Below are 21072 nucleotides of genomic sequence, written 5' to 3' on the forward strand. Positions count from 1 at the left end.
ACATCACTCCTAACTTTAGCTATCAAATTTTAAGACCATAATATTGAAGTACTGTTAACACAACAGACATCATTATAAAGACCAATGCAATAAATAAAACAAAGGTATCTCTTTTCTCCTCTTCTTCTGAAGAGAGTGTAGGGTATATCGGCACAAATAGCTTAATACTATTAAACGTTAAACCTAAAAGTAAGATAACCCCAGTAAAATATCTACCTTGAACACCTTGAATAGCAATTTCATTAACTTTCCCCCACATTAAATAGGCTGTCATCAAAATGCCAAACGTAATTCCAACACCGACTAAAAAAGTTCCATATTTACTAATTTTAGGTAAAGGATTATATTGAGGTATCATAAATATGACACAACTGATAAATATTAAATAGAACCATAGTAAGTTTCCTAAACCATAGGTTAACCAGCCAAATGTAAACAGGGAAGGGATTTTATTTGGAATTAAATTCACCCACTCTTGCACAATCATTCTTGAAAATTCATTCATATGTCCTATTGTGTATTTAATCTTTTCAACTGGGTTTACATCAGAAGTTACCTGATTCATATTAATATTACTAGATAAACGCAACCAAAAGAAGCTTAAAATTCCTACTAGCAAAATGAGCCCAATAATAAATACATAAGTATACCGATCTGGTAATTTCTTTTTTGGTATAAATAATAACAATCCTATCAATAATACATATGGCAATTTCATGGTAGTCATTATTAAACATAATGTTGCAAATAATAGAATATCTAATAAAGAAACCTTATCTTTTTGAACATACTCACAAAACAAAGCAATAATCAAAAAGAGAAACCCGTTCACCATACCGTCTGTACTGAAAGAAGATGCTAAATATACACTCATTGGTAGCATCCCTAGACTTGCGAACAATAATTCTTTCCCCTTAGCTTTTTTTATAGCTAACCTAATTAACAACGCATAAGCCAAAAGATTACATAAACGCCCTAAAATGATTGAAGATAGAACACTTGATCCTAAAATCTTAGCGATTGTTAAGCCAAATACTTGGGGTAAATAAGGAATAAACGATGAAGCATTCGTTGCTAAAAATTTAGGATAACGTGCAGTTTGTGAAGAGGTCTTAACTTTATCTAACTCAGAATGTATCAACGGTTTTTTAAATACTTTTTCAGCTTCTACAGCATCCTTAGAAACTCTAAACTCTGAAGACTTTTTGGGAAGATAGAGGTGCGCTTCTGATATGTACAAAGCTCTTGAATAATGAGCAGTCTCATCAGGAACATCTAAAACAGGAGTTAAAATAACAAAAAGCCCCCCCGAAAAAAGAATACTCCAAAATACCTTATTATGCAATTTTCCAGGTAAACAAATAGTTATGCTAAATACCAAACCTGTTATAAACAATAAAGTCCTTGGAATGGTAGCCGTTGAACCACCTAAATAAAAATAAGTAAGGAATAACAGACCCCATAATCCAAATAAATATTTCCAGCGTTTTGTTATATTCAATACAAAAGAATAAAACCAGTCTTTTATATTGAACATAAACGACCAATTAATAGACTTCTTTATCACAATTACCCATTCTCCAATCTTTTTTAATAGAATATTAGCGTTTTTTTGCCAACAATAATAACCCAAACCATTCATTCTTCAATACTTTTAAAAACAATGGTACAACATAAGCTAGTTTAGAGTGAATATTTACTTTTTGTACACCTTGTCTGATATATTTATTCTTTTCCCAGTTTTTTCCAAAATACTTTTCCATAAAGAGGATAATATCTTTAAAATCTTGCTTCTTCACTTCTGGATATTTCAATAATCTGTAGGTATGACCAACACATAGATGTTCCAAGGCCAAATATTGTAATTCTTCTTTATATTTATCAAAATCATCACCAAATAAAGCAAACAGATACTCTAAAGCATCATAGATATCAAAAATATTTGACTTTCTTGAATTCATGATTGAACCTGGAGTATTAATGACATAATTAATTAGTGGTTTTTTTATATATGCAATATCAGTTGATTTTGACGTTAAGTATGGCATTACTGCCAAATCTTCATATAATTTTCCTTTTGGAAACTGTATCCCATTATACAAGCTTGTTTTACAAATTTTAGACCAAACAGCATGCTTTATAACCATATAATCTTCTTTTTGACTATATTTCTCAGAGTAAGGATGAACTCTTAGGACATTGATAAGTTTTCCTTGAAAGTCTACTAAATTAATATCAAAAAATATTATATCTGCTCCTTGCTTTTTAACCTTTAAAAATTCTGTAATAAATGATTCTTCCCAAAAATCATCTGAATCGAGTGAAACAGTATACAAACTATCTTCAATGTGAGCAAGACCAAAATTACGAACATCTGCAATTCCTCCATTTTCCTTTGAAAACAATTCGATAAATGGATATTTTGCAGCATACTCCTTAATAATTTCTTCCGAACGATCAGTACTCCCGTCATTGACGCAAATAATGCGTAAAGAGCAATCTTTTAAATTATCTTGATGAACAATACTATCTAAGCATCTTCTTAAATATTTTTCTGTATTATAAACAGGAATAATGACAGTTAAATCATATTTCATTCTTATTTCCTTTTTCTCCCAACTACCATATAAATACCAAAAATACCGACTAAATAAGCGGTCATAACAATCAGAAAGCTGAGTGCTGCACCTAACATATGATAATGATAAATAAATGGTTCTGTTACCAACTTAGTGATAACTAATAAAACGATATATAAACCTACTAATAAGTGCTGTTTTCGAATAATAGTTAGAATATTTTCAAAAACAATGGCTAAGGCATATAAAACTCCTGCAAAGATTAGAATTGCAAAAGGAAGAGTGTACTGTGATAATGCCACTCCAAATACTAAACTAAGAATTGGGGTGCCTATGAAGTAAGCCACTATCGTAACGGCTATCCCACCTATAAATAAATAGAGCAAGAGTTTTTTCACAATTAGAGAAAATTCTGCATACTTTTCTCGATTCCACAAAATAGCCATTTGGGTTATCAGAGGTCTAACCATTAAAATGATGAGACTCATAAAAAAAACAGGCATAAAAAGAATGTTAAAATCACGTTGCATGCCAGTCTGCAAAACTCCTTGATTTAGGCCTTTTTCAATAATAATCTTAGGCTCGTTTAAAATATATAATAAAATAAATCCATTCACAAATAATGGCCAACAAGCCAGAAAAATATCTTTTATATCTTTTTTGTAATTGCTAGAGAAGAGTTCTTTCCATTGAATCGTTTCAAAATACTTAAGAAAACTGGTTTCATAAAAAATGATAACTAAGCCATTCCAAATGACTAAAGAAAATAAACCTACAATCACAGACTTCGAAAGCAAAATACTAAGAAACAGGACAACTACACTAGTGGAATAACGGTAAAACATTGTTTTCCCAGCTATATCCATACGTTCTCTTTGTTGAAATAAGCCTTGAAATAAATCAGATACCGCATCCCACATACGATACAAAATCATTAAAAATGTCAGTAAAGTCGTTTCAAAAGAATAACGGCCTTCTCCGACAATATATAAATAGGGATACAATGTAACCAACATCGCTAAAATTGTTATCAACCTAGTTTGAAAATATCCTATGAAAGAATGCTTTTGATTCACATCCGTTCCTTGATAATTTCTGACTTGGAAAAGTCCGATAACAATCCAAAGAGTCCCAATGGAATTCGCCAAGCTAAATTGGTCTGCTACTTTGGCAGAAGTTAATCTTGTTACAATCAGTAGATAAAGGACAGAAACTCCTGAAGCCGCTAAATTCCCCAATAAATTCCAAAAATAAATCTCTTTAGCAGAAGGATTAGTTTTTATTTTCATCTTTCTCCCTCAGTGCGATTGTTTGAACTAAATTTTTAAATTTCGTATCTAATTTTGATAATTTAATAGTAAGTTGGAATTGATTGATGAGCAATAAGAAAATGACAAATAAAAAGATAAAATTGACTGCTGATACAATTCCTAATGCACTTGCAATTGCTTCCGCTAAACTTGGGAAGATGCTAAATACTAATAGAATTAAAGAGAAAAACACCCAAAATATAGCATCGTTGATTTGAACTTGTGATTTTCGAATGCTACGTAAAATAAAGGCACAAGTCATAATAGAGACAAAAATCAATACAATTTGAAACCAAATAGTCATTTAATGTCTACCCTCTCTTTCTGAAATTTTGAATAATCAAGATAGATACAAACATATGCGTCATATATTGAATAGAGCGAGAAAGTGTCAGATAACTCTCACCAGCTTGTCTCTCTTCCATTCGCACTTGGGCTTCTGCTACTTTTACACCATGACGAATTAGATATGAGACGGTATCTGGCTCAGGTCCATAATTGATATTGAGAGCAAATTCTTTGATAAGTCCTTCAGAAAACATCCGCATACCAGAAGTTGGATCATTGATTGTCTTTCCTGTGGTTAATTTAATGGCTGCGCTAATGAGAATATTCCCCATCATCCGCAAAGACGTTTCGCGCTTTTCCGTCACAAAACGAGATCCGATAACCATTTCATAGCCTTCGTTCATTTTTGCTTCTAAAACTGAGATATACTCAGGCAAATGTTGACCATCTGCGTCAAACTGCACTGCCTTTTTATAGCCTTGCTCATAAGCATATCTAAGTCCTGTTTGAAATGCGCCTGCCAATCCTAAATTGACCGGAAAATCCACAATATTATAACTGTTTGCATGGCAAATGGCTGATGTTCTATCTTTTGAACCGTCATTGATAATCACATAATCATATTGTGAATAATTTTGAATAATATTATTTACAACATTTTCAATAGAGCCTTCTTCATTGTAGGCAGGGATAATAATCAATAAATCCGAAGATTTCACTTAATCTCATTCTCCTTAAAAATTATATAACCCCATTATACTATATCCACACGGCATTTTCTACTATTTCCATAAAAGAAACAAGAAATTTACTATAAAGACAAACCAAAATCACTCATCATACAAACGAGTGATTTTGTGCTAATGTCAAGAAAAGCTCCGCATAATTTCCTAAAAAGAGTTCCTCTGCACTATAAATTATCTGAGATTTGACAGGCAGAAAACCATTCTGAGATAAGTTTTCTTCCAATTCATCAAGATGAAAGCCATGATGATTTACGTCTGTTTTAACAAAATCTGCAATAAAAAGCTGTCCGTCCTCTACAAGATGATTTCTAAACATTGCTAGAGTCTTCTCAACATTTGGCATATGATGAAGAACACGACTAACCACGATGATGTCAAATAATTGATTTAATGGGTTTGTCAACAAATCCTGCTGTAACAAATAAACATTATCAATGGCTTGCTTTTCCACTTTTAGGCGAGCTTGATCAAGCATTTTATCTGAAATATCAACAAGCATGACTGACTTGGATTGTGCCGCTAATGGCAGAGTCACCAAGCCTGTACCACCGCCAAAATCCAAAATGCGCTTGTCAGAAAAATCTACTATTTTTTTCCACTTCCTGGCGAATGAGATCAGCAATAAATATATTTTTGGGAGAATCGAATGATTCTGCCTTATGATTAAAATGATGTTCCATATTTTTAGTTTAACAGAAAGTAAATCATTCTTCAAAAAAAATACTTAACTGGTTTTCTACTTTTTTTAGTAAGCTTACTTTCAAGTCATCACGCAAAAACCTCAGAACAGTGAATTCTGGTCAACTTCCACAAGGCTGATTAGGTACTTCTTACGAGTTTGACTAGGAAACAAAATTAACCTTACCTCGCAAGCATTATTCGCAACTTCAACGCAATGTTTTGAACAATCAACTACTGTGCATCAAGCTTATTTCTATTTAATAAGCGAGGCTGAGAAACTACTATCCCAGCCTCGTCTACTATTTGACATATTTTTTATTTAGTCATCAAATCCATTTGGGTGTTTGCTTTGCCAATGCCAAGCATCTTGACACATACGCGTAATATCAAATTGTGCTTCCCAACCAAGCTCTTCTTTTGCTTTGGTAGAGTCAGCATAGCAAGTTGCAATGTCACCAGGGCGGCGGTCAACAATCTTGTAAGGAATTGGTTTGCCGACTGCTTTTTCCATATTTTGGATAATTTCTAAAACAGAGTATCCTTTACCGGTACCAAGGTTATAGATATTTAGACCAGCAGTTCCTTCAATTTTTTGCAGAGCAGCCACATGTCCTTTTGCCAAATCCACCACGTGAATATAGTCACGAACGCCGGTACCGTCAACTGTTGGATAGTCATTGCCAAATACTTGCACTTCTTTTAATTTTCCAACAGCAACCTGCGTCACATATGGCAAGAGATTATTTGGAATGCCATTTGGATTTTCACCCAAATCACCACTTTCATGAGCACCAATTGGATTAAAATACCGAAGCAAGACAACATTCCAGTTTGCATCAGATTTGTAAATATCCGTCAGCATTTCTTCAATCATCAGTTTTGTACGTCCGTAAGGATTGGTGACTGACAGAGGAAAATCTTCTAAAATTGGAACGGTATGAGGATCTCCATAGACAGTTGCAGAAGAGCTGAAAATGATATTTTTGCAATTGACTTCTTCCATGACGCGTAGCAATGTCAATGTTCCTGTAATGTTGTTTTCGTAATAAGTCAATGGAATTTGTGTTGATTCACCAACTGCTTTCAACGCTGCAAAATGAATCACACCTGTTGGTTGTTCTGCTTTAAAGATTTCAAGTAAGGCTTTCTTATCACGAATGTCCACTTGATAAAATGGAATTTTTTGACCAACAATTTGTTCTACAACTTCTACACTTTTTTTGCTGCTGTTCACTAAATTATCAACAATAACAACTTCGTGTCCAGCATTGATTAACTCAATAACGGTATGCGTTCCGATAAATCCGGCTCCACCTGTTACTAAAATTTTATGTTTCATGATTCTCCTTTAAAGACAATGCTTCAATAATAGAGTTTATTTCAACACTTTTTGAGTCTTAGCATAGTTAGCTTCGACAGCTTCTTTTTCAGCTTTCCACCAATCTTGGTGGTCTGTATACCATTTTATAGTTTCTTTCAAACCAGCTTCAAAGTGAGTAAATTCAGGTTTCCAGCCAAGTTCATTACGCAACTTACTAGCATCAATAGCATAGCGCAGGTCGTGACCCGCACGGTCTGTTACACTATCGTAAGCGTCAGCTGGTTGTCCCATTTCTTTAAGAATGAGCTCTAGCACTTCTTTGTTATTCTTCTCACCGTCTGCACCAATTAGGTAGGTTTCACCAATCTTCCCTTTTGTGAGAATGGTCCAAACCCCTGATGAATGGTCATTAGTATGAATCCAGTCACGAACATTCTTTCCTTCACCATAAAGTTTTGGACGAATGCCTGAAAGGATATTGGTAATCTGACGCGGAATGAATTTTTCGATGTGTTGATATGGTCCGTAGTTGTTTGAACAGTTAGAGATGGTGGCCTTAACACCGAAAGAGCGCACCCAAGCCTTGACAATCAAATCAGAAGCTGCCTTAGTTGAAGAATAAGGTGAACTTGGATTGTACTTCGTTTCTGGTGTGAATTTTTCACCCAGTCCTTCACCGTGACCTGGAAGATCTTCACGAAGAGGAAGGTCTCCGTAAACTTCGTCAGTCGACACATGATGGAAACGAATGTCGTATTTACGAACTGCTTCTAAGAGTGTGTATGTGCCTACAAAGTTGGTGAAGATAAATGGGGATGGATCTTTGAGAGAATTGTCATTATGACTTTCGGCTGCATAGTGAACAATTGCATCCGCATTCTTAGCTACTTGATCAACAATTGCTGCATCTGCAATATCTCCAACGACTAACTCCACTCGGTCGCCTAGAATTTCTTCAATGTTGGCACGATTACCAGCATAAGTTAGCTTATCCAGAACTGTGATATGCACATCTGGAAAGTTATTGTACACATAGTGAACAAAGTTAGAACCGATAAAACCAGCACCACCTGTCACTACAATATTTTTATATTCAGTCATGAAAAGATTTTCTCCTATTTTCTGAGGGTATTATAACATATCTTTGGTCAAAGGTTTAACATCCTTAAGCATTGGATGATTCTTATCTGCTTCAGAAACTTCTGCCTGATCAAGACTTTCCCATTCAATCCCAAGAGCAGGGTCAGCATAGTTGACAAAGGCATACTTAGGTTTTAATTCCAATGCCCAGTAGTCATTGACCAAATAGCTATAAGAAACCGTATCTGACAACACTTGAAAGCCATTTGCTACACCGCGAGGAACGAAAATCCCTTTGCTGGCATCAATAACCGTTTGGTAGGTATTTCCGAATGTTTCCCCTTCACGCAAATCAACCCAAGAACCGAGAACTTTTCCGCCATCTGCGACAGAAATGTACTTGTCCCAAGGTTCTGCATGGAGTCCACGGAGCACATTTTTGCGGGAAAAGCTGACATTGTTTTGAAGCTTACCTTCTGCAAAAAAGCTTTCTGGAAAACCAAGGGGCACCATTTTTTCTTTTTGAAAGTTTTCCTTGAACCAGCCACGATTGTCTCCATGTACTGGAATATCAAATTCCAGCATGCCAGGAATGGCTTCAATCTTACGGGCTACTAATTTCTTTTCAAAAAATTGTTCAGACATGTTTTATTCTTCTCCAATCAAGCGCAATAAGTAATGACCGTATTCGTTCTTTTTAAGTGATTGTGCCAAATCATGCACTTGTTCTTTGGTAATATAACCCATACGGTAGGCAATTTCTTCTAAGTTTGCTACTTGCACATTTTGCATACGTTGAACGGTTTCAATGTATTGAGCAGCTTCTAACAAGCTCTCATGTGTACCAGTGTCCAACCAAGCAAAACCACGTCCCATAAGCTCAACAGACAAATCGTCGCGGTCTAAGTAAGCCTTATTGACATCAGTGATTTCCAGCTCTCCACGTGGACTAGGCTTGATATTTTTAGCAATTTCTACTACGTCATTGTCATAGAAATAAAGTCCTGTAACTGCATAGTTAGAACGTGGTTGTTCTGGTTTTTCTTCAATAGAGATTGCATTCATATTGTCATCAAATTCAACCACACCAAAACGTTCTGGATCTTTCACTTGGTAACCAAAAACAGTCGCTCCTTTTTCCTTTGAAGCAGCCTTTTGAAGCATTTTGCTAAGGCCTGGTCCATGATAAATATTATCACCTAAAATCAAAGCCACATGGTCATCACCGATAAAGTCGGCACCAATAATAAAGGCTTGAGCCAAACCATCTGGACTTGGTTGCTCAGCATAAGAAAGTTTGATGCCAAACTCCGAGCCATCACCCAACAAATCCTCAAAGCGAGGAAGATCTGTTGGTGTTGAGATAATCAAGATATCCTTGATACCAGCTAGCATGAGGGTTGACAATGGATAATAAATCATGGGTTTATCATAAACCGGCATGAGTTGTTTAGATGCAGCTCTAGTCAAAGGATATAAACGCGTACCAGAGCCGCCTGCAAGAATAATACCTTTCATAATGAGTTTCCTCTCTTAATGTATTCTCTTTATTTTACCATTTTTGAAAGCGGATGTCACTTTTTACTTAAAAACTAAAATTTTAAAGCACACTCCTGTAAGAGTTTCTTGGATTTACATTTAACCTAAAATCATTGCTAACTCAGTCATACAATATCGTCTTGGTTTCTTTGATACAATGATTTTCTTCATCCCAATAGTGAATACGCTCAAAAGAGCCTTGTCGCCAGTATAAAGGAAGCCTATCCCTGATATCATCCTGCATAGATATTGAATCCAGTTCATCAATTGACCACCATTTTGGCTGACCTTCTCGTGATTTTGTTAGTAGTTCTCCTTCAAAATTCTCACATAGAAAATCATAATAGACATAACGCTCTGCTTTTGTCGGATTGGTAAAACCTGAAATGCCTTTAAGCTGTAAATTCAAAGCTATCAATCCTGTTTCCTCTTTCAACTCTCGCACAGCTGCTTCAAAAAAAGATTCTGGAAACTCAACTTTCCCACCTGGTTGAATCCAGCCTTTAAAATCATCATGCTGGCGGTTAAGCAAAAGAACTTTGTCCCCTTTTTTCACACAAATATTAACCCAATTTAAAATTTTTTCTGTCATCTATTTCTCTTTCTTAATGTATCTTTCAATGGGATAATCCGCTGGATTTAAGCTACCGCTTTTTCCCTGAACCATCTGAGCTAAATGATAACCGATGAGAGGGCCTGTCGTCAAACCAGAAGAGCCTAAACCACTGGCTGCAAATACTTGCGAAAGATCTGGCACCTGACCAAAAAAGGGAGAAAAGTCACTGGTATAGGCTCGAATTCCGACCCGTTCGCTCATTCTGTTTGCTTGAGACAAACTAGGAAAATAGTAAAAAGCTTCCTGTTCCATTTTATCCAGCAAGTCTTGATCCACTCTTAAATCATAGCCCATTTCATTTTCGTGAGTAGCGCCCATACTGATTTTGCCATTTTGAAAAGGAATAATATCTAGCTCTCCTTCTGGCATGACCACTGGATAATCATTTGTCATCAGACCAGTCTGATAATCTCGTAATTGACCTTTTTGTGGACGAATATCCACTTGATAACCTAGTGGTTTCAACAGCTCAGGCAACCACGCTCCTGTTGCTAATATAACTTGATCAAAACAAGAACGATTAATCCAGCAAGCATCATCTCGAATATCCAAATTTACTTTCTTTTGGATTAGGTTTGCACCACTAGCCGCAAGCAGAATCTGAGTCAATAAAGAACCGTCCACGCGTGCTCCTCCAGAAGCATAGAGCAGCCGGTCAAAACCTTGAAGCCCCGGAAAGTACTCCATTGCTTCCGCTCGTGAAAATAACTGCAAGTTACCAATTAGTTGCGACTCATGCCGCCGTTGGTTTGCTAACTCATAGAGCGTCTCCAGACTTTTCTCTTTTTTCTTCAATAAAAAGACGCCAGTTTGCTGATAAAACTTCGTTGCAAAACCGTCCTTCTGTAAATCAGCTATCAAATCCAGATAAAAATCTGCTCCCAGTCGTGCCATACGATACCACGCTTTATTACGCCGTTTGGAAAACCATGGGCTGATAATACCAGCTGCTGCCTTGGTTGCCTGACCTATTCCATGATCAAAAATGGTCACCTGAAAGATAGAATTTTTCGATAGATAATAAGCAGCAGTCGATCCGACAATCCCTGCTCCGATAATCGCTACTTTTTTCATACAATTTCCTACTTAGATATGTTTAAACGGATTTGTAGAAACCTGACTGGCTAAAAATTCAACTTCCCAACTCTCTTCTACTTTCCAGTCTTGAAATTTTTCAACTAATTTTTCTACAAAGAGCACTTCTATATGGTGACCCGGATCCAAAGCTAGAAGCCCCTCGCTCAGCATATCCTGTGCTGTATGGTAGTAAATATCACCTGTAATATAAAGCTGAGCGCCCTGTGCTAAAGCCTCCTTGTAAAAGGACTGACCACTGCCACCACAGATCGCCACTTTCTCAATCATTTGCTCCAAATCCACATCCGAATAAGTCACCAAACGCAAACTATCCAGACCAAAAGTTTCCTTAACCTTGCCTGCAAATTCTCCAAAAGTCTGAGGTGCAATCTTGCCAATACGACCAATGCCGTGTTCAGGAACCGTTTCGCTAAGATAATCCGTATCAGTGATTTCTAGTAGATCACAGAACCAGTCATTGAGACCGTCATCCACAATATCAATATTGGTATGGCTGACATAGACTGCAATATCGTGCTTAATCAGATCGATGTAAATCTGATTCTGAGGTCGGTCTACCACTAAATCCTTAATAGGCCGAAAGATCGGTGCGTGCTTAACCAAAATCAAATCTACATCTTTTTCAATCGCCTCTGCAACTGTCTGCTCGCGGATATCCAAAGCTACCAGTACTCGCTTAACTTCCTTATTCATAGTTCCAATTTGCAGTCCACAGACATCTCCCGTCATGGACAGATCCTTAGGACAGTATGCTTCATAACGGTTAATAACATCACTTGCCAGCATGCAGTACCTCCTTGATTTGCTTGATTCTTTGGGACATAGCAGAGCGTTCCGTTAGATTTTTCTCGGGGATTTTAGCCAAAGCTTTTTCCAGCTTGTCTACTTCTCGCTGCCATTTATCTAGAAAAACAGCTGATTGCTCTCTCATTAGATAAGGTCCGAAGCGTTCTTGTTCAGCATTCAACACTTGATGCCCCTGTTCAGCTATCATTATCTCGTAAAATTTCCCATTTTCTTCCACAATAGCTTCTTCTGTAATTTGAAAATCATGACCACACAACCACCTGCGAAGTTCATCTTCCCGATTGTTAGGCTGAAGAATCAGACGCTTAACAGATGCCAATTTCGCACTGCCATTGTCTAAAATATCTGCTATCAATCGTCCTCCCATCCCTGCAATGATAATAACGTCAATCTGATCTTTTTTATCAAAAGCTACCAGACCATTTGCCAAGCGGACAGAAATTTTATCGGACATGTGGTTATCGGCCACATTCGTCACCGCAGACTGATAAGGTCCCTCAACAACTTCACCAGCAATGGCTGAGGAAAGTCTCCCCTGCTGAATTAGATAAATCGGTAAATAAGCGTGGTCACTTCCTACATCCAAGATTTTGGCATCCTGTGGTACAAAACCAGCCACTTTTCTCAAACGTTTTGAGATATTCTTTACTTGCATGATAACTCATTTCTAAAATAATCGTTTCACTTAGTATATCATTTTTAAGGAACTAAAAAAAGAGTCTATTCCAAGAGAATAAACTCCGATTTCTTAATCTCGCCACAAATCCATAGCCTTCAAAAAATCATCCGAGACAGTGATATTTTGTGGATTTGTCGCCTCACGCTCTTCTCGCTTCGCTTCTACCTGTGCTACTGTTGTAATGCCTTCACGGCGCCAATTCCGTAAAATAGCTTGGATGTATTTCCAGTTTGCCTTTCCATTAAAAACAGCTTCACGAAGAGCAGCAGTAACAAGTTCAGGACTGGTCTTGTCATCTTGAATCGTCTTTGTTAAATCCTCGATTTCAAACGGTGTCAAGAGACGACCTAATTCTTGCTGAAAAGTCTCAACCAAGTCTTTTAAAACATTCTGAGAAATAGCTTGCGCAACGCTTGAGTGATTCTCTACAATTTCATCCAATCGTTCAAGCGCTGGCAGTGCATCAAAAACTGCCTCAATTTCACCATTGAGGGCAATTGTTTTATATTGCAACAATCCTTTTTCTGTCAAATTTGACATAGAGCGATTGACCTCTGCAACGGATTTCCCAATACTTTCCGCAATCTGAACAGGAGAAATCTCTTCTAGCGACGTTGTATTTTGCAAATAGAAAAATTGCCAGACCAAAAAGTCATCACTATTATCAAATATCTCATGAAAATGAAAAAGAAGCTCAGTTGGCAATACTAAATTGCCCGTCTTATACGCTGATAAATAAGTCATAGCACCTCTTATAAATAAGCAAACAAGGAAGCGTCATTTGCTGCATTTTCCCAGTCAAATGGTGTTTCTTGATAAACAGCATAATTAATCCAATTGTTGAAAAACAGCGCCGCAGCCAGATTCCATCGTAAACAGGGGACTGAAGTAACGTCATCATTTTTGAAATAATTTTCTGGAATACGCGGATTCAGCCCTTCGTCTACATCACGCAAATATTCTTTTGCCAAGGTCTCGCGGTCATATTCCAAATGACCAAAGCTATACACTTCGCGAAGATCACGACTTGCCACAACGGAGGCATCGACTTCTTCTCCACAAGCTAAAATTTCCAAATTACTCTTATTTAAAATATCCTCTTTGCGAACTTCTGTATACTGCGAATGAGGAGCTGCGTATTCATCATCAAAACCACGAAACAGCAAATTTGGTTTTTCTGGTGTGGATTGACTATAAATACCGGACAACTTGCGCTTCATCTGGTGTTTGGCAATGCCATAACGAGCATAAAGAGCCGCTTGCGCTCCCCAACAAATATGCAACGTTGAGTAAACATGCGATTTGGACCAGTCAATAACTTGTCGAAATTCTTCCCAATAATCTACTGCTTCAAAAGGCAAATGCTCGACTGGCGCTCCAGTGACAATCAAACCGTCAAAATAACGACCCTTGATCTCATCAAAAGTCTTATAAAACGTCTCCATATAGTCCGCATGTGTCGTTTTGAAGGTATGAGAAGTCATATAAAGAAATTCAATCCGAAGTTGCAATGGCATATTTGCTAAATGACGCAACAACTGCGTTTCTGTTACTGGTTTTTGCGGCATTAAATTCAAAATCAAGATATTCAGAGGACGAATATCTTGGTGTTCTGCACGCTCATCATCCATGACAAAGATATTCTCAGATCTTAAAATGTCAACAGCTGGTAATTTCTTATCAATTTTAATAGGCATGAAAATATCTCCTTTTACGTTCTGCTTTTATTATACTGAAAGGAGATATAGTTTTCAATTATACTTTTTTACAACAAGATATAGCTTTTACTTATACCTTAATAATGCATGAGAACTTTGTAATCGTAGTTACCAATAGCTTCGCGTCCCTTCAATTTATCCAATTCAATAAGGAAAGCGCAACCTGCAACGATACCACCTAAACGTTCAACCATTTCAATTGTTGCTTTAACCGTTCCTCCCGTTGCAAGAAGGTCATCAACAATCAGTACGCGTTGTCCAGGCTTGATAGAGTCTGCGTGCATTGTTAAGGTATCTACACCATACTCTTTTTCATAACTAGCTGAGATAACCTTACGAGGCAATTTCCCAGGCTTACGTACTGGAGCAAAACCAACTCCAAGCTCATAAGCTACCGGACATCCAACAATAAATCCACGCGCTTCTGGACCGACAATCATGTCAATTTTCTTGTCCGTAGCATATTGGACAATTTCACGAATGGCATAGCTGTAGGCATTCCCATCTGCCATTAATGGGCTAATGTCACGAAATAAAATCCCTTCTTGCGGGTAATTTTCAATGGTTGCAATATAATCTTTTAAATCCATAACTGTCTTTCTATCAAAAAGTTTTTACTCTCTATTATATCATGTTTTTTAGGAAATGGGGCAGAAAACATACTTGCTTTCAAAAAATAGTCACAGCACAGTCATTCTCGTCTTTTGCTATTTTAAAATAATACTTGCAACAATTGGACTGACAATCACATACATAATTCCTGTCACCCCAATAGCTAGACCAGCCATAGCTCCTGCAACTTGTCCGTATTTAAAGGCTGTCCCTGTCCCAACAGCATGTCCCGTTCCTCCAAGAGCTAAGCCTACTGCAACAGGATCTTTGATTTTTAAGATTTTTAAAACAGTCGGACCGATCACACTTGTCAAGATTCCCGTTGCAACTACAACTACCAACGTCACTGTCGTCAGCCCTTGCATTTTATCTGTAATTCCAACCGCCATAGCTGTTGTTACTGATTTGGGAAAGAGTGAAATTGCTAAGAAAAAATCCATTCCAAAAGCCTTGGCGACCAAGGCCGTAAAACTAGTATTCACTACTACCGCTATAAAAGTACCAACCAAAATGCTTCTGGCATGGTGTTTCATGAGATGAAATGTTTTATACAAAGGAATTCCCAGTGCAACCGTTGACGGCACAATGAGATTATTCAAATACGCCCCGCCTACGTAGTAATTCTTGTAAGAAATTCCTGTCAATTTTAAAAATACAATGACAAATATGGTGGCTAGAAGTAAAGGGGTTGTCAAAGGATGCGGAAATCTGCGAAAAATCAACATTCCTACCAGATAAGCAAAGATTGATAAAGCCAAACCAAATAAAGGATTGCCCCACAAATTAGACATTTCTTGTTTCTCCTTCTCCGTAATCTCCTTCAAAGCGATTTTTGATAAAATGAACAACCACGGCAATGACAACCACATTGATCACAATCGCTCCAACAATAATCAAAACAATCGGCAGCAGATAAGGCGCAATGACATGAAATTTATCCATAATTCCGACCGCTGGCGGCAAAAATAGAATCGTCATATTGGCTAATAAAAAATTTCCCACCATACTCACATGCCGCAATCTGAAAATTTTAAATTGCAAAGCCGAAAAAAGAAGAATGAGGCCAATAATGCTTCCTGGGATAGGCAAATGAAAAAGATAGGAAATCCCTTCTCCTATCAAAGAAATCGAAAAAATAATCATCAATTGTACGTATAATTTCACAAGAAACCTCCAAACTTTCTAGTAACAGTCTACTACTTTTCAGAAAAATTTCAATATTTTTCAAAAAAATAAATGAGTGAATCCGTTCTCTTCACTCATTTTATCTTCTAGTAAGGAAAAAACGCCACTAACGAGCGTTTTGTAACAAAACGGAAGACATGGGATTCGAACCCACGCACGCTTTCACACGCCTACTGCGTTTCCAACACAGCCTCTTAAGCCTCTTGAGTAATCTTCCATATTTAACAATGGAGCCGGTGGGAATTGAACCCACGTCCAAACACCTGCCAACACATTTGTCTACAACCATAGGTTATGTATTGGATTTAACTTCGCTTTGACACATAACTCAAGCCCAAGCCAAGCGAGTCTATCAGTCTCTTATCAAGCCCCTAGACAAGGCTTAATCGTATCTCGCTATTATTAAGACCGGTCATCGAACACGAGCGATCCGAATCTGGTCACGCTGGCTGTTTTTTAGGCAGCTAAAGCGTAAGAATTATTATTTTTTGCAGTTATATTTAACTGGCGCTTTACATCCGCTCGATGAGTCGCAAAATGTGCCTCATAATGCCTGTCGAATCCGTAACGACCCCAAGACATAAAAATATTATACCATATTTTTTAATAATATTTCAATTTTTAAGTCCATTGTTTTTTAAATCTACTTTTTTACAGGAACTTTTATGCTATACTAAAAAGGAATCTGTTTGAAAGGATTGTTATCACATTATGGTATTGCATCTTATTTGGCTTCTTCCTGCTCTTCTTTTTCTTGTCTTGTTTTATATAGAGCCAAGGCGACTCTTCAATGCGTATTTGCTTAGTATCGTTTTAATTTTATTTTCCGCTATCGTTTCTGGTTTGTTTGTGATTCATATGGAACAACTTGTCAATAGAAATCTGGCAATGCTTTCTTTGCTCATCTTAGCACTTTTCATTCCTTTGAGTGTTATAATTTCAACCATTTATAGTTGTGAGACAGAGCAATTGCATTTTAGCTTTATGTCACCAAAGATAAAAAAACACGAACTCGTCCAGATTAGCTAACTGCTAGTCAAGACAGGGTTCGTGTTTTTATTGTTTAATTGGAGTTTTCTTTTGCTCCTTTATTCGTTAGGCTTCTTTCTTAGCAAACTGACTTGTATATAAGTCGTAATAGAAACCTTTATCAGCTAAAAGCGATTCGTGAGTTCCTTGCTCAATGATTTGCCCGTCTTTGAGAACCAAAATCTTGTCCGCCTCTTGAATCGTCGATAAGCGGTGAGCAATGACAAAGCTTGTTCGTCCTTGCATGAGGTTCTTCATCGCTTTTTGAATCAAGAGCTCTAGGCGTGTATCAACGGACGAGGTTGCTTCATCCAAAATCAAGATTTTTGGATTGGCTAATAATGCTCGCGCAATGGTCAGCAATTGTTTTTGCCCCAGCGAAATATTGCTGGATTCCTGATTCATTTCCATATTATAGCCACCTGGAAGCGTCCGAATGAAATGATCGACATTAGCCGCTTTGGCAGCTTCCACAATCTCTTCATCTGTCGCATTCAGATTTCCAAAGCGCAAGTTTTCCTTGACTGTTCCTTCATAAAGCCAAGCGTCTTGCAAGACCATACCAAATTGTTTGCGGTATTCTTGGCGAGACAAATTGCGAATATCATGACCATCAACAGAAATTGAACCGGCAGTTACATCGTAAAAACGCATCAGTAGATTGATGAGGGTAGTCTTTCCAGCACCAGTCGGACCGACAATCGCCACCATTTCGCCCGGCTTAACCTCTAAGTTGAAGTCTCGAATGAGCGGTTTGTTTTCCACGTATTGAAAGTCAACATGCTTGAAGCTGACCTGACCTGTCAAATCATGCTCCAAGTGCTCTTTTACATCCGTCACTTCGTCTGGTTCATCCAAGACTTGAAAGACACGATCTAGCGAAGACTTAGCACTCTGCAATTGCCCAGCCAGTTGCGTTAAGTTTTGGATTGGCTGGTTTACTTGCCACACGTATTGTACGAATGCTTGCATGTTCCCAATCGTTAATTGTCCAGAAATGACTTGCAGACCACCAACAACCGCTACAATCAGATAGGTCAAATCTGAAACGGCGTTCAAAATTGGCATCATCAAACCAGAAATAAAGCTAGCTTTGAAGCCAACTTCTTGGAGATTTTGCGTGATTCCGCGAAAATATTCTGAAGATGTTTCTTCACGGCCATAAAGTTTCAGCACATTAAAACCGCTCAGATTTTCCTGCACAAATCCGTTCATAGCACCCAGCGCATCTGCTTGCTTTTTAAAATAAGGCTGCGATTTCTTCAAAATAAAGTTCGCACCAAAATAGGTCAAAGGAATGCTGGCAATCACGATCAAAGCCAGTTGAAAATTGAGATACAAGACCATTCCGATAACCAAGGTAATAGTCAAAACCGCATTGACAACTTGCAGGAATGACTGTTGAAGCGCATTTGAAACAGTCTCTACATCACTGGTAAAGCGCCCTAGCAAATCTCCAAATTGATGCTTATCAAAGTAAGAAACTGGAATTTGATTAATTTTAGAACTCAACTCATTGCGCATGTCACGTACTGTATTTTGCACTGCATTGGTCATAAAATAATTAGAATAGTAAGCCCCAATTTCATAGAACAAACCACGCAAAAGGTAAAGTGCCATTACCCCAAAGACATATGTTGTGTTTATACTGGCGCCTTCGACTCCTTTGGCTATGTTCAGCACATTTCGTGTCAATTCTGTAATAGCAAGACCAAGTACAAAAGGCTCTAGCACGCTCATCACAATACTCACCACCTTCAAAAAGATAGCAAGGATTACTGAGAGTTTATAAACTTTTAAGTAACTCCACAAGCGCATAAAACTATGTTGTTTCATCTTTCCCTCCTATTCTTCTGTTAGTGATTGACTATTAAGCTGAGAATTAGCAATTTCGCGATAGATATCGTTTTGTTGCAACAATTCTTCATGTGTTCCGCGCCCGACGATTTCTCCCTTATCCAGAACAATAATCTGATCTGCATCCATAATGGTTCCCACGCGTTGTGCTACAATCAATACAGTAGCATTTTGCGTAACTTCTTTAAGTCGACTTCGAAGAATGGCATCGGTCTTATAGTCCAACGCAGAAAATGAATCATCAAAGATATAAATATCTGGTTCTTTCACGACAGCACGTGCGATAGAAAGGCGTTGCTTTTGCCCACCTGAGAGATTGCTTCCCCCTTCAGCCAAATGCGTCTCAAAGCGTTCTTCCTTGCTTTCAATGAAGTCCCTTGCTTGTGCCACATCTGCTGCTTGCGCCAATTCCTCACGACTAGCATTTTCTTTCCCATAGCGAAGGTTTTCTGCGATTGTGCCGGTAAAGAGCAGAGCTTTTTGTGGAATGAAACCTATCTTCTGCCGAAGCGCTTTTAGGTTATAAGAACGCACGTCCACTCCGTCCACTAAAATCTTTCCTAAAGTCACATCATAAAAGCGCGGAATCAATTGCACCAATGAGGACTTCCCTGAGCCGGTCGAGCCGATAAAAGCAATCGTTTCACCAGGTTCCGCTTTGAACGAAATATCATGTAGCACTGGGCTTTCTGTCTCACCAGGATAAGCAAAAGTAACATTATCAAACTCTAAATAACCGTGACTGTCTGTCTCCGTAACACCATCTTCATTTGGATTGATTGAGATTGGCATTTCCATTACTTCTTTCAAGCGTTCACTTGAAACAGCTGTACGAGGATACATGGTAAACAAGCTAGATAGCAACAAGAAAGACAGCAAAGCATGGAAACTGTATTCGATAAAAGCAACCAAATCCCCAATTTGCAAGTCTCCTGTACCAAGTGGTTTTAAAGCAAACCAGACAATGGCAACAATCATGGCAATGATAATTTGAACAAAGAGTGGTTCTGTCAAACCAGTTAATTTAAATAAGCGATTGGAGTTATCCGCATAAATTTCATTTTGTGAAGCAAAGCGCTCTTCTTGAAATTCTTCTCGTGCAAAAGCTCGAATGACACGCAGACCTGTTAAATTTTCACGCGCGTATTGATTGATTTTATCTAACGTTTTTTGTTGCTTTTCGGATAGAGGACGTGTTTTTGTCGCCACATACCAAACGACAATGCCGAGGAAGGGCACAGAAATCGCAACAATCCAAGCTAAAGAGGGGCTGGTGACAAAAATCATCATCACACTAGAAATCATCATCATAGGCGTAATGACTCCCATTTTTAAGGATTGCTCTGCAAATTGCATGAGAACAAAGGCATCACTGGTAATCCGTGTCACCAAAGACGAAACGCCAATTTGCTCATATTCATGATGCGAATACTCTTGCAATTTATCATACACATCATTGCGCATGTCCCGTACCATACTCGTCGTTAATTTCCCAGCAGCATAGGCAAGGACAATCCGTCCAAAGACTCCTAGCAAAATGACAATGAGCATCACAATCGCCCAATAATACAAACGATTGCTGTCTCCTCGATTAATCCCTTCGTCAATCATTCGTGCCAAAACAGTCGGCAAGCCGAGATTCACCACGACAAAGAAGACAGCACCAAAGAAATCCAGCATCAACCATTTAGGATATTTTTTCAAATAAGACCAAATATACTTCATGTTTCTCCTTATATTATATTTAGTGCAGTTAGCTACTGCCAAAGCCCAAGTGTTATACTTGGAAAAAGCCACTGTGGATTAGTTTGTTGTCTCCAATCGCTTGACGATTTCAGAAAGGCTCTAACCACAGCTTTTTGTTTTCATTGGTAATGAGTTTGATAACGCTAGACGTTTAATCTTCAGTAAGGTAACAAGGCAAAAA

The 21072-nt window shown here is 37.8% G+C and carries 20 protein-coding genes, 1 tRNA gene, 1 other RNA gene and 2 pseudogenes; 1 reads left to right on the forward strand and 23 read right to left on the reverse strand.

The features are described 5' to 3' along the window. Positions 1-22: 22 nt before the first annotated feature. The 21 genes and pseudogenes from HMPREF2876_RS03330 to ssrA all read right to left on the reverse strand — a co-directional run bounded on the left by HMPREF2876_RS03330 (position 23) and on the right by ssrA (position 16834). Complete coding sequence (locus tag HMPREF2876_RS03330; RefSeq protein ID WP_209279189.1) at positions 23-1537, reverse strand: DUF2142 domain-containing protein; 1515 nt, start codon at positions 1535-1537, stop codon at positions 23-25. Positions 1538-1601: 64 nt separating this feature from the next. Next, the gene (locus tag HMPREF2876_RS03335) at positions 1602-2597 is read right to left on the reverse strand and encodes a glycosyltransferase family 2 protein (protein ID WP_070584191.1); all 996 of its coding nucleotides are present in this window, start codon (positions 2595-2597) and stop codon (positions 1602-1604) included. Positions 2598-2599: 2 nt separating this feature from the next. After that, complete coding sequence (locus HMPREF2876_RS03340; protein ID WP_024051872.1) at positions 2600-3868, reverse strand: lipopolysaccharide biosynthesis protein; 1269 nt, start codon at positions 3866-3868, stop codon at positions 2600-2602. After that, positions 3852-4193: a DUF2304 domain-containing protein gene (locus tag HMPREF2876_RS03345; RefSeq protein ID WP_003025200.1), complete on the reverse strand. Its 342-nt coding sequence runs from the start codon at positions 4191-4193 to the stop codon at positions 3852-3854. Before HMPREF2876_RS03345 ends, HMPREF2876_RS03340 begins: the two co-directional genes overlap by 17 nt. A 7-nt stretch (positions 4194-4200) precedes the next feature. After that, positions 4201-4896: a glycosyltransferase family 2 protein gene (locus tag HMPREF2876_RS03350; protein WP_070584193.1), complete on the reverse strand. Its 696-nt coding sequence runs from the start codon at positions 4894-4896 to the stop codon at positions 4201-4203. Positions 4897-5014: 118 nt separating this feature from the next. Next, positions 5015-5603: pseudogene (locus HMPREF2876_RS03355) on the reverse strand (class I SAM-dependent DNA methyltransferase). Positions 5604-5923: 320 nt separating this feature from the next. After that, positions 5924-6943, reverse strand: a complete 1020-nt coding sequence (gene galE / locus HMPREF2876_RS03360; RefSeq protein ID WP_024051874.1) for a UDP-glucose 4-epimerase GalE — start codon at positions 6941-6943, stop codon at positions 5924-5926. Positions 6944-6979: 36 nt separating this feature from the next. Next, complete coding sequence (gene rfbB / locus HMPREF2876_RS03365; RefSeq protein ID WP_070584195.1) at positions 6980-8026, reverse strand: dTDP-glucose 4,6-dehydratase; 1047 nt, start codon at positions 8024-8026, stop codon at positions 6980-6982. A gap of 30 nt (positions 8027-8056) precedes the next feature. Continuing rightward, complete coding sequence (locus HMPREF2876_RS03370; RefSeq protein WP_024051876.1) at positions 8057-8650, reverse strand: dTDP-4-dehydrorhamnose 3,5-epimerase family protein; 594 nt, start codon at positions 8648-8650, stop codon at positions 8057-8059. A gap of 3 nt (positions 8651-8653) precedes the next feature. Next, positions 8654-9523, reverse strand: a complete 870-nt coding sequence (gene rfbA / locus HMPREF2876_RS03375; protein WP_070584198.1) for a glucose-1-phosphate thymidylyltransferase RfbA — start codon at positions 9521-9523, stop codon at positions 8654-8656. Between the two features lie 142 nt (positions 9524-9665). Continuing rightward, on the reverse strand, positions 9666-10136 hold the full coding sequence (locus HMPREF2876_RS03380) for an 8-oxo-dGTP diphosphatase (RefSeq protein ID WP_003068671.1): 471 nt from the start codon (positions 10134-10136) through the stop codon (positions 9666-9668). After that, the gene (locus tag HMPREF2876_RS03385) at positions 10137-11234 is read right to left on the reverse strand and encodes an NAD(P)/FAD-dependent oxidoreductase (protein ID WP_024051878.1); all 1098 of its coding nucleotides are present in this window, start codon (positions 11232-11234) and stop codon (positions 10137-10139) included. It lies immediately after the preceding gene. Positions 11235-11246: 12 nt separating this feature from the next. Further along, entirely contained in the window at positions 11247-12044 is a 798-nt protein-coding gene (locus HMPREF2876_RS03390; protein ID WP_024051879.1) for a Nif3-like dinuclear metal center hexameric protein, read from the reverse strand. Further along, complete coding sequence (locus tag HMPREF2876_RS03395) at positions 12031-12720, reverse strand: tRNA (adenine(22)-N(1))-methyltransferase (RefSeq protein WP_024051880.1); 690 nt, start codon at positions 12718-12720, stop codon at positions 12031-12033. Before HMPREF2876_RS03395 ends, HMPREF2876_RS03390 begins: the two co-directional genes overlap by 14 nt. Positions 12721-12813: 93 nt before the next feature. After that, a complete protein-coding gene (locus tag HMPREF2876_RS03400; protein ID WP_003025231.1) occupies positions 12814-13488 on the reverse strand; it encodes a DnaD domain-containing protein in 675 nt (224 codons plus the stop codon). Positions 13489-13496: 8 nt separating this feature from the next. Further along, positions 13497-14441, reverse strand: a complete 945-nt coding sequence (metA, locus tag HMPREF2876_RS03405) for a homoserine O-acetyltransferase MetA (protein ID WP_070584200.1) — start codon at positions 14439-14441, stop codon at positions 13497-13499. A gap of 98 nt (positions 14442-14539) precedes the next feature. Continuing rightward, positions 14540-15052 (reverse strand): adenine phosphoribosyltransferase, encoded by a 513-nt coding sequence (locus HMPREF2876_RS03410; RefSeq protein ID WP_070241616.1) that lies wholly within the window; start codon positions 15050-15052, stop codon positions 14540-14542. Positions 15053-15169: 117 nt separating this feature from the next. Further along, the gene (locus HMPREF2876_RS03415; protein WP_070241615.1) at positions 15170-15865 is read right to left on the reverse strand and encodes an LrgB family protein; all 696 of its coding nucleotides are present in this window, start codon (positions 15863-15865) and stop codon (positions 15170-15172) included. After that, complete coding sequence (locus tag HMPREF2876_RS03420) at positions 15858-16238, reverse strand: CidA/LrgA family protein (RefSeq protein WP_024051884.1); 381 nt, start codon at positions 16236-16238, stop codon at positions 15858-15860. The genes HMPREF2876_RS03415 and HMPREF2876_RS03420 overlap by 8 nt, the downstream gene beginning before the upstream one ends. 150 nt (positions 16239-16388) lie before the next feature. Further along, positions 16389-16476, reverse strand: a tRNA-Ser gene (locus HMPREF2876_RS03425). Positions 16477-16484: 8 nt separating this feature from the next. Continuing rightward, positions 16485-16834: a transfer-messenger RNA gene (ssrA, locus tag HMPREF2876_RS03430) on the reverse strand. Positions 16835-16970: 136 nt separating this feature from the next. Here ssrA and HMPREF2876_RS11055 point away from each other — a divergent pair. Then, positions 16971-17210, forward strand: a pseudogene (locus HMPREF2876_RS11055) (hypothetical protein); the annotation flags it as partial. 144 nt (positions 17211-17354) lie between these two features. Here HMPREF2876_RS11055 and HMPREF2876_RS03440 read toward each other — a convergent pair. Both HMPREF2876_RS03440 and HMPREF2876_RS03445 read right to left on the reverse strand, forming a co-directional pair. Then, positions 17355-19124 (reverse strand): ABC transporter ATP-binding protein, encoded by a 1770-nt coding sequence (locus HMPREF2876_RS03440; protein WP_070241613.1) that lies wholly within the window; start codon positions 19122-19124, stop codon positions 17355-17357. Between the two features lie 9 nt (positions 19125-19133). Next, positions 19134-20870: an ABC transporter ATP-binding protein gene (locus tag HMPREF2876_RS03445; protein ID WP_070584202.1), complete on the reverse strand. Its 1737-nt coding sequence runs from the start codon at positions 20868-20870 to the stop codon at positions 19134-19136. Positions 20871-21072 lie beyond the last annotated feature (202 nt).

This window comes from Streptococcus sp. HMSC073A12, assembly GCF_001812815.1.
In the GTDB taxonomy this organism is placed as follows: domain Bacteria; phylum Bacillota; class Bacilli; order Lactobacillales; family Streptococcaceae; genus Streptococcus; species Streptococcus vaginalis.

What these genes read in the sequence shown, in the direction of transcription:
- HMPREF2876_RS03395 (WP_024051880.1), bottom strand. Translation starts at nt 12,720, where the DNA reads ATGCAAGTAAAGAATATCTCAAAACGTTTGAGAAAAGTGGCTGGTTTT.
- HMPREF2876_RS03340 (WP_024051872.1), bottom strand. Translation starts at nt 3,868, where the DNA reads ATGAAAATAAAAACTAATCCTTCTGCTAAAGAGATTTATTTTTGGAAT.
- metA (WP_070584200.1), bottom strand. Translation starts at nt 14,441, where the DNA reads ATGCCTATTAAAATTGATAAGAAATTACCAGCTGTTGACATTTTAAGA.
- HMPREF2876_RS03370 (WP_024051876.1), bottom strand. Translation starts at nt 8,650, where the DNA reads ATGTCTGAACAATTTTTTGAAAAGAAATTAGTAGCCCGTAAGATTGAA.
- HMPREF2876_RS03440 (WP_070241613.1), bottom strand. Translation starts at nt 19,124, where the DNA reads ATGAAACAACATAGTTTTATGCGCTTGTGGAGTTACTTAAAAGTTTAT.
- rfbA (WP_070584198.1), bottom strand. Translation starts at nt 9,523, where the DNA reads ATGAAAGGTATTATTCTTGCAGGCGGCTCTGGTACGCGTTTATATCCT.
- HMPREF2876_RS03410 (WP_070241616.1), bottom strand. Translation starts at nt 15,052, where the DNA reads ATGGATTTAAAAGATTATATTGCAACCATTGAAAATTACCCGCAAGAA.
- HMPREF2876_RS03385 (WP_024051878.1), bottom strand. Translation starts at nt 11,234, where the DNA reads ATGAAAAAAGTAGCGATTATCGGAGCAGGGATTGTCGGATCGACTGCT.
- HMPREF2876_RS03335 (WP_070584191.1), bottom strand. Translation starts at nt 2,597, where the DNA reads ATGAAATATGATTTAACTGTCATTATTCCTGTTTATAATACAGAAAAA.
- HMPREF2876_RS03330 (WP_209279189.1), bottom strand. Translation starts at nt 1,537, where the DNA reads ATGTTCAATATAAAAGACTGGTTTTATTCTTTTGTATTGAATATAACA.
- HMPREF2876_RS03400 (WP_003025231.1), bottom strand. Translation starts at nt 13,488, where the DNA reads ATGACTTATTTATCAGCGTATAAGACGGGCAATTTAGTATTGCCAACT.
- galE (WP_024051874.1), bottom strand. Translation starts at nt 6,943, where the DNA reads ATGAAACATAAAATTTTAGTAACAGGTGGAGCCGGATTTATCGGAACG.
- HMPREF2876_RS03445 (WP_070584202.1), bottom strand. Translation starts at nt 20,870, where the DNA reads ATGAAGTATATTTGGTCTTATTTGAAAAAATATCCTAAATGGTTGATG.
- HMPREF2876_RS03380 (WP_003068671.1), bottom strand. Translation starts at nt 10,136, where the DNA reads ATGACAGAAAAAATTTTAAATTGGGTTAATATTTGTGTGAAAAAAGGG.
- rfbB (WP_070584195.1), bottom strand. Translation starts at nt 8,026, where the DNA reads ATGACTGAATATAAAAATATTGTAGTGACAGGTGGTGCTGGTTTTATC.
- HMPREF2876_RS03345 (WP_003025200.1), bottom strand. Translation starts at nt 4,193, where the DNA reads ATGACTATTTGGTTTCAAATTGTATTGATTTTTGTCTCTATTATGACT.
- HMPREF2876_RS03415 (WP_070241615.1), bottom strand. Translation starts at nt 15,865, where the DNA reads ATGTCTAATTTGTGGGGCAATCCTTTATTTGGTTTGGCTTTATCAATC.
- HMPREF2876_RS03390 (WP_024051879.1), bottom strand. Translation starts at nt 12,044, where the DNA reads ATGCTGGCAAGTGATGTTATTAACCGTTATGAAGCATACTGTCCTAAG.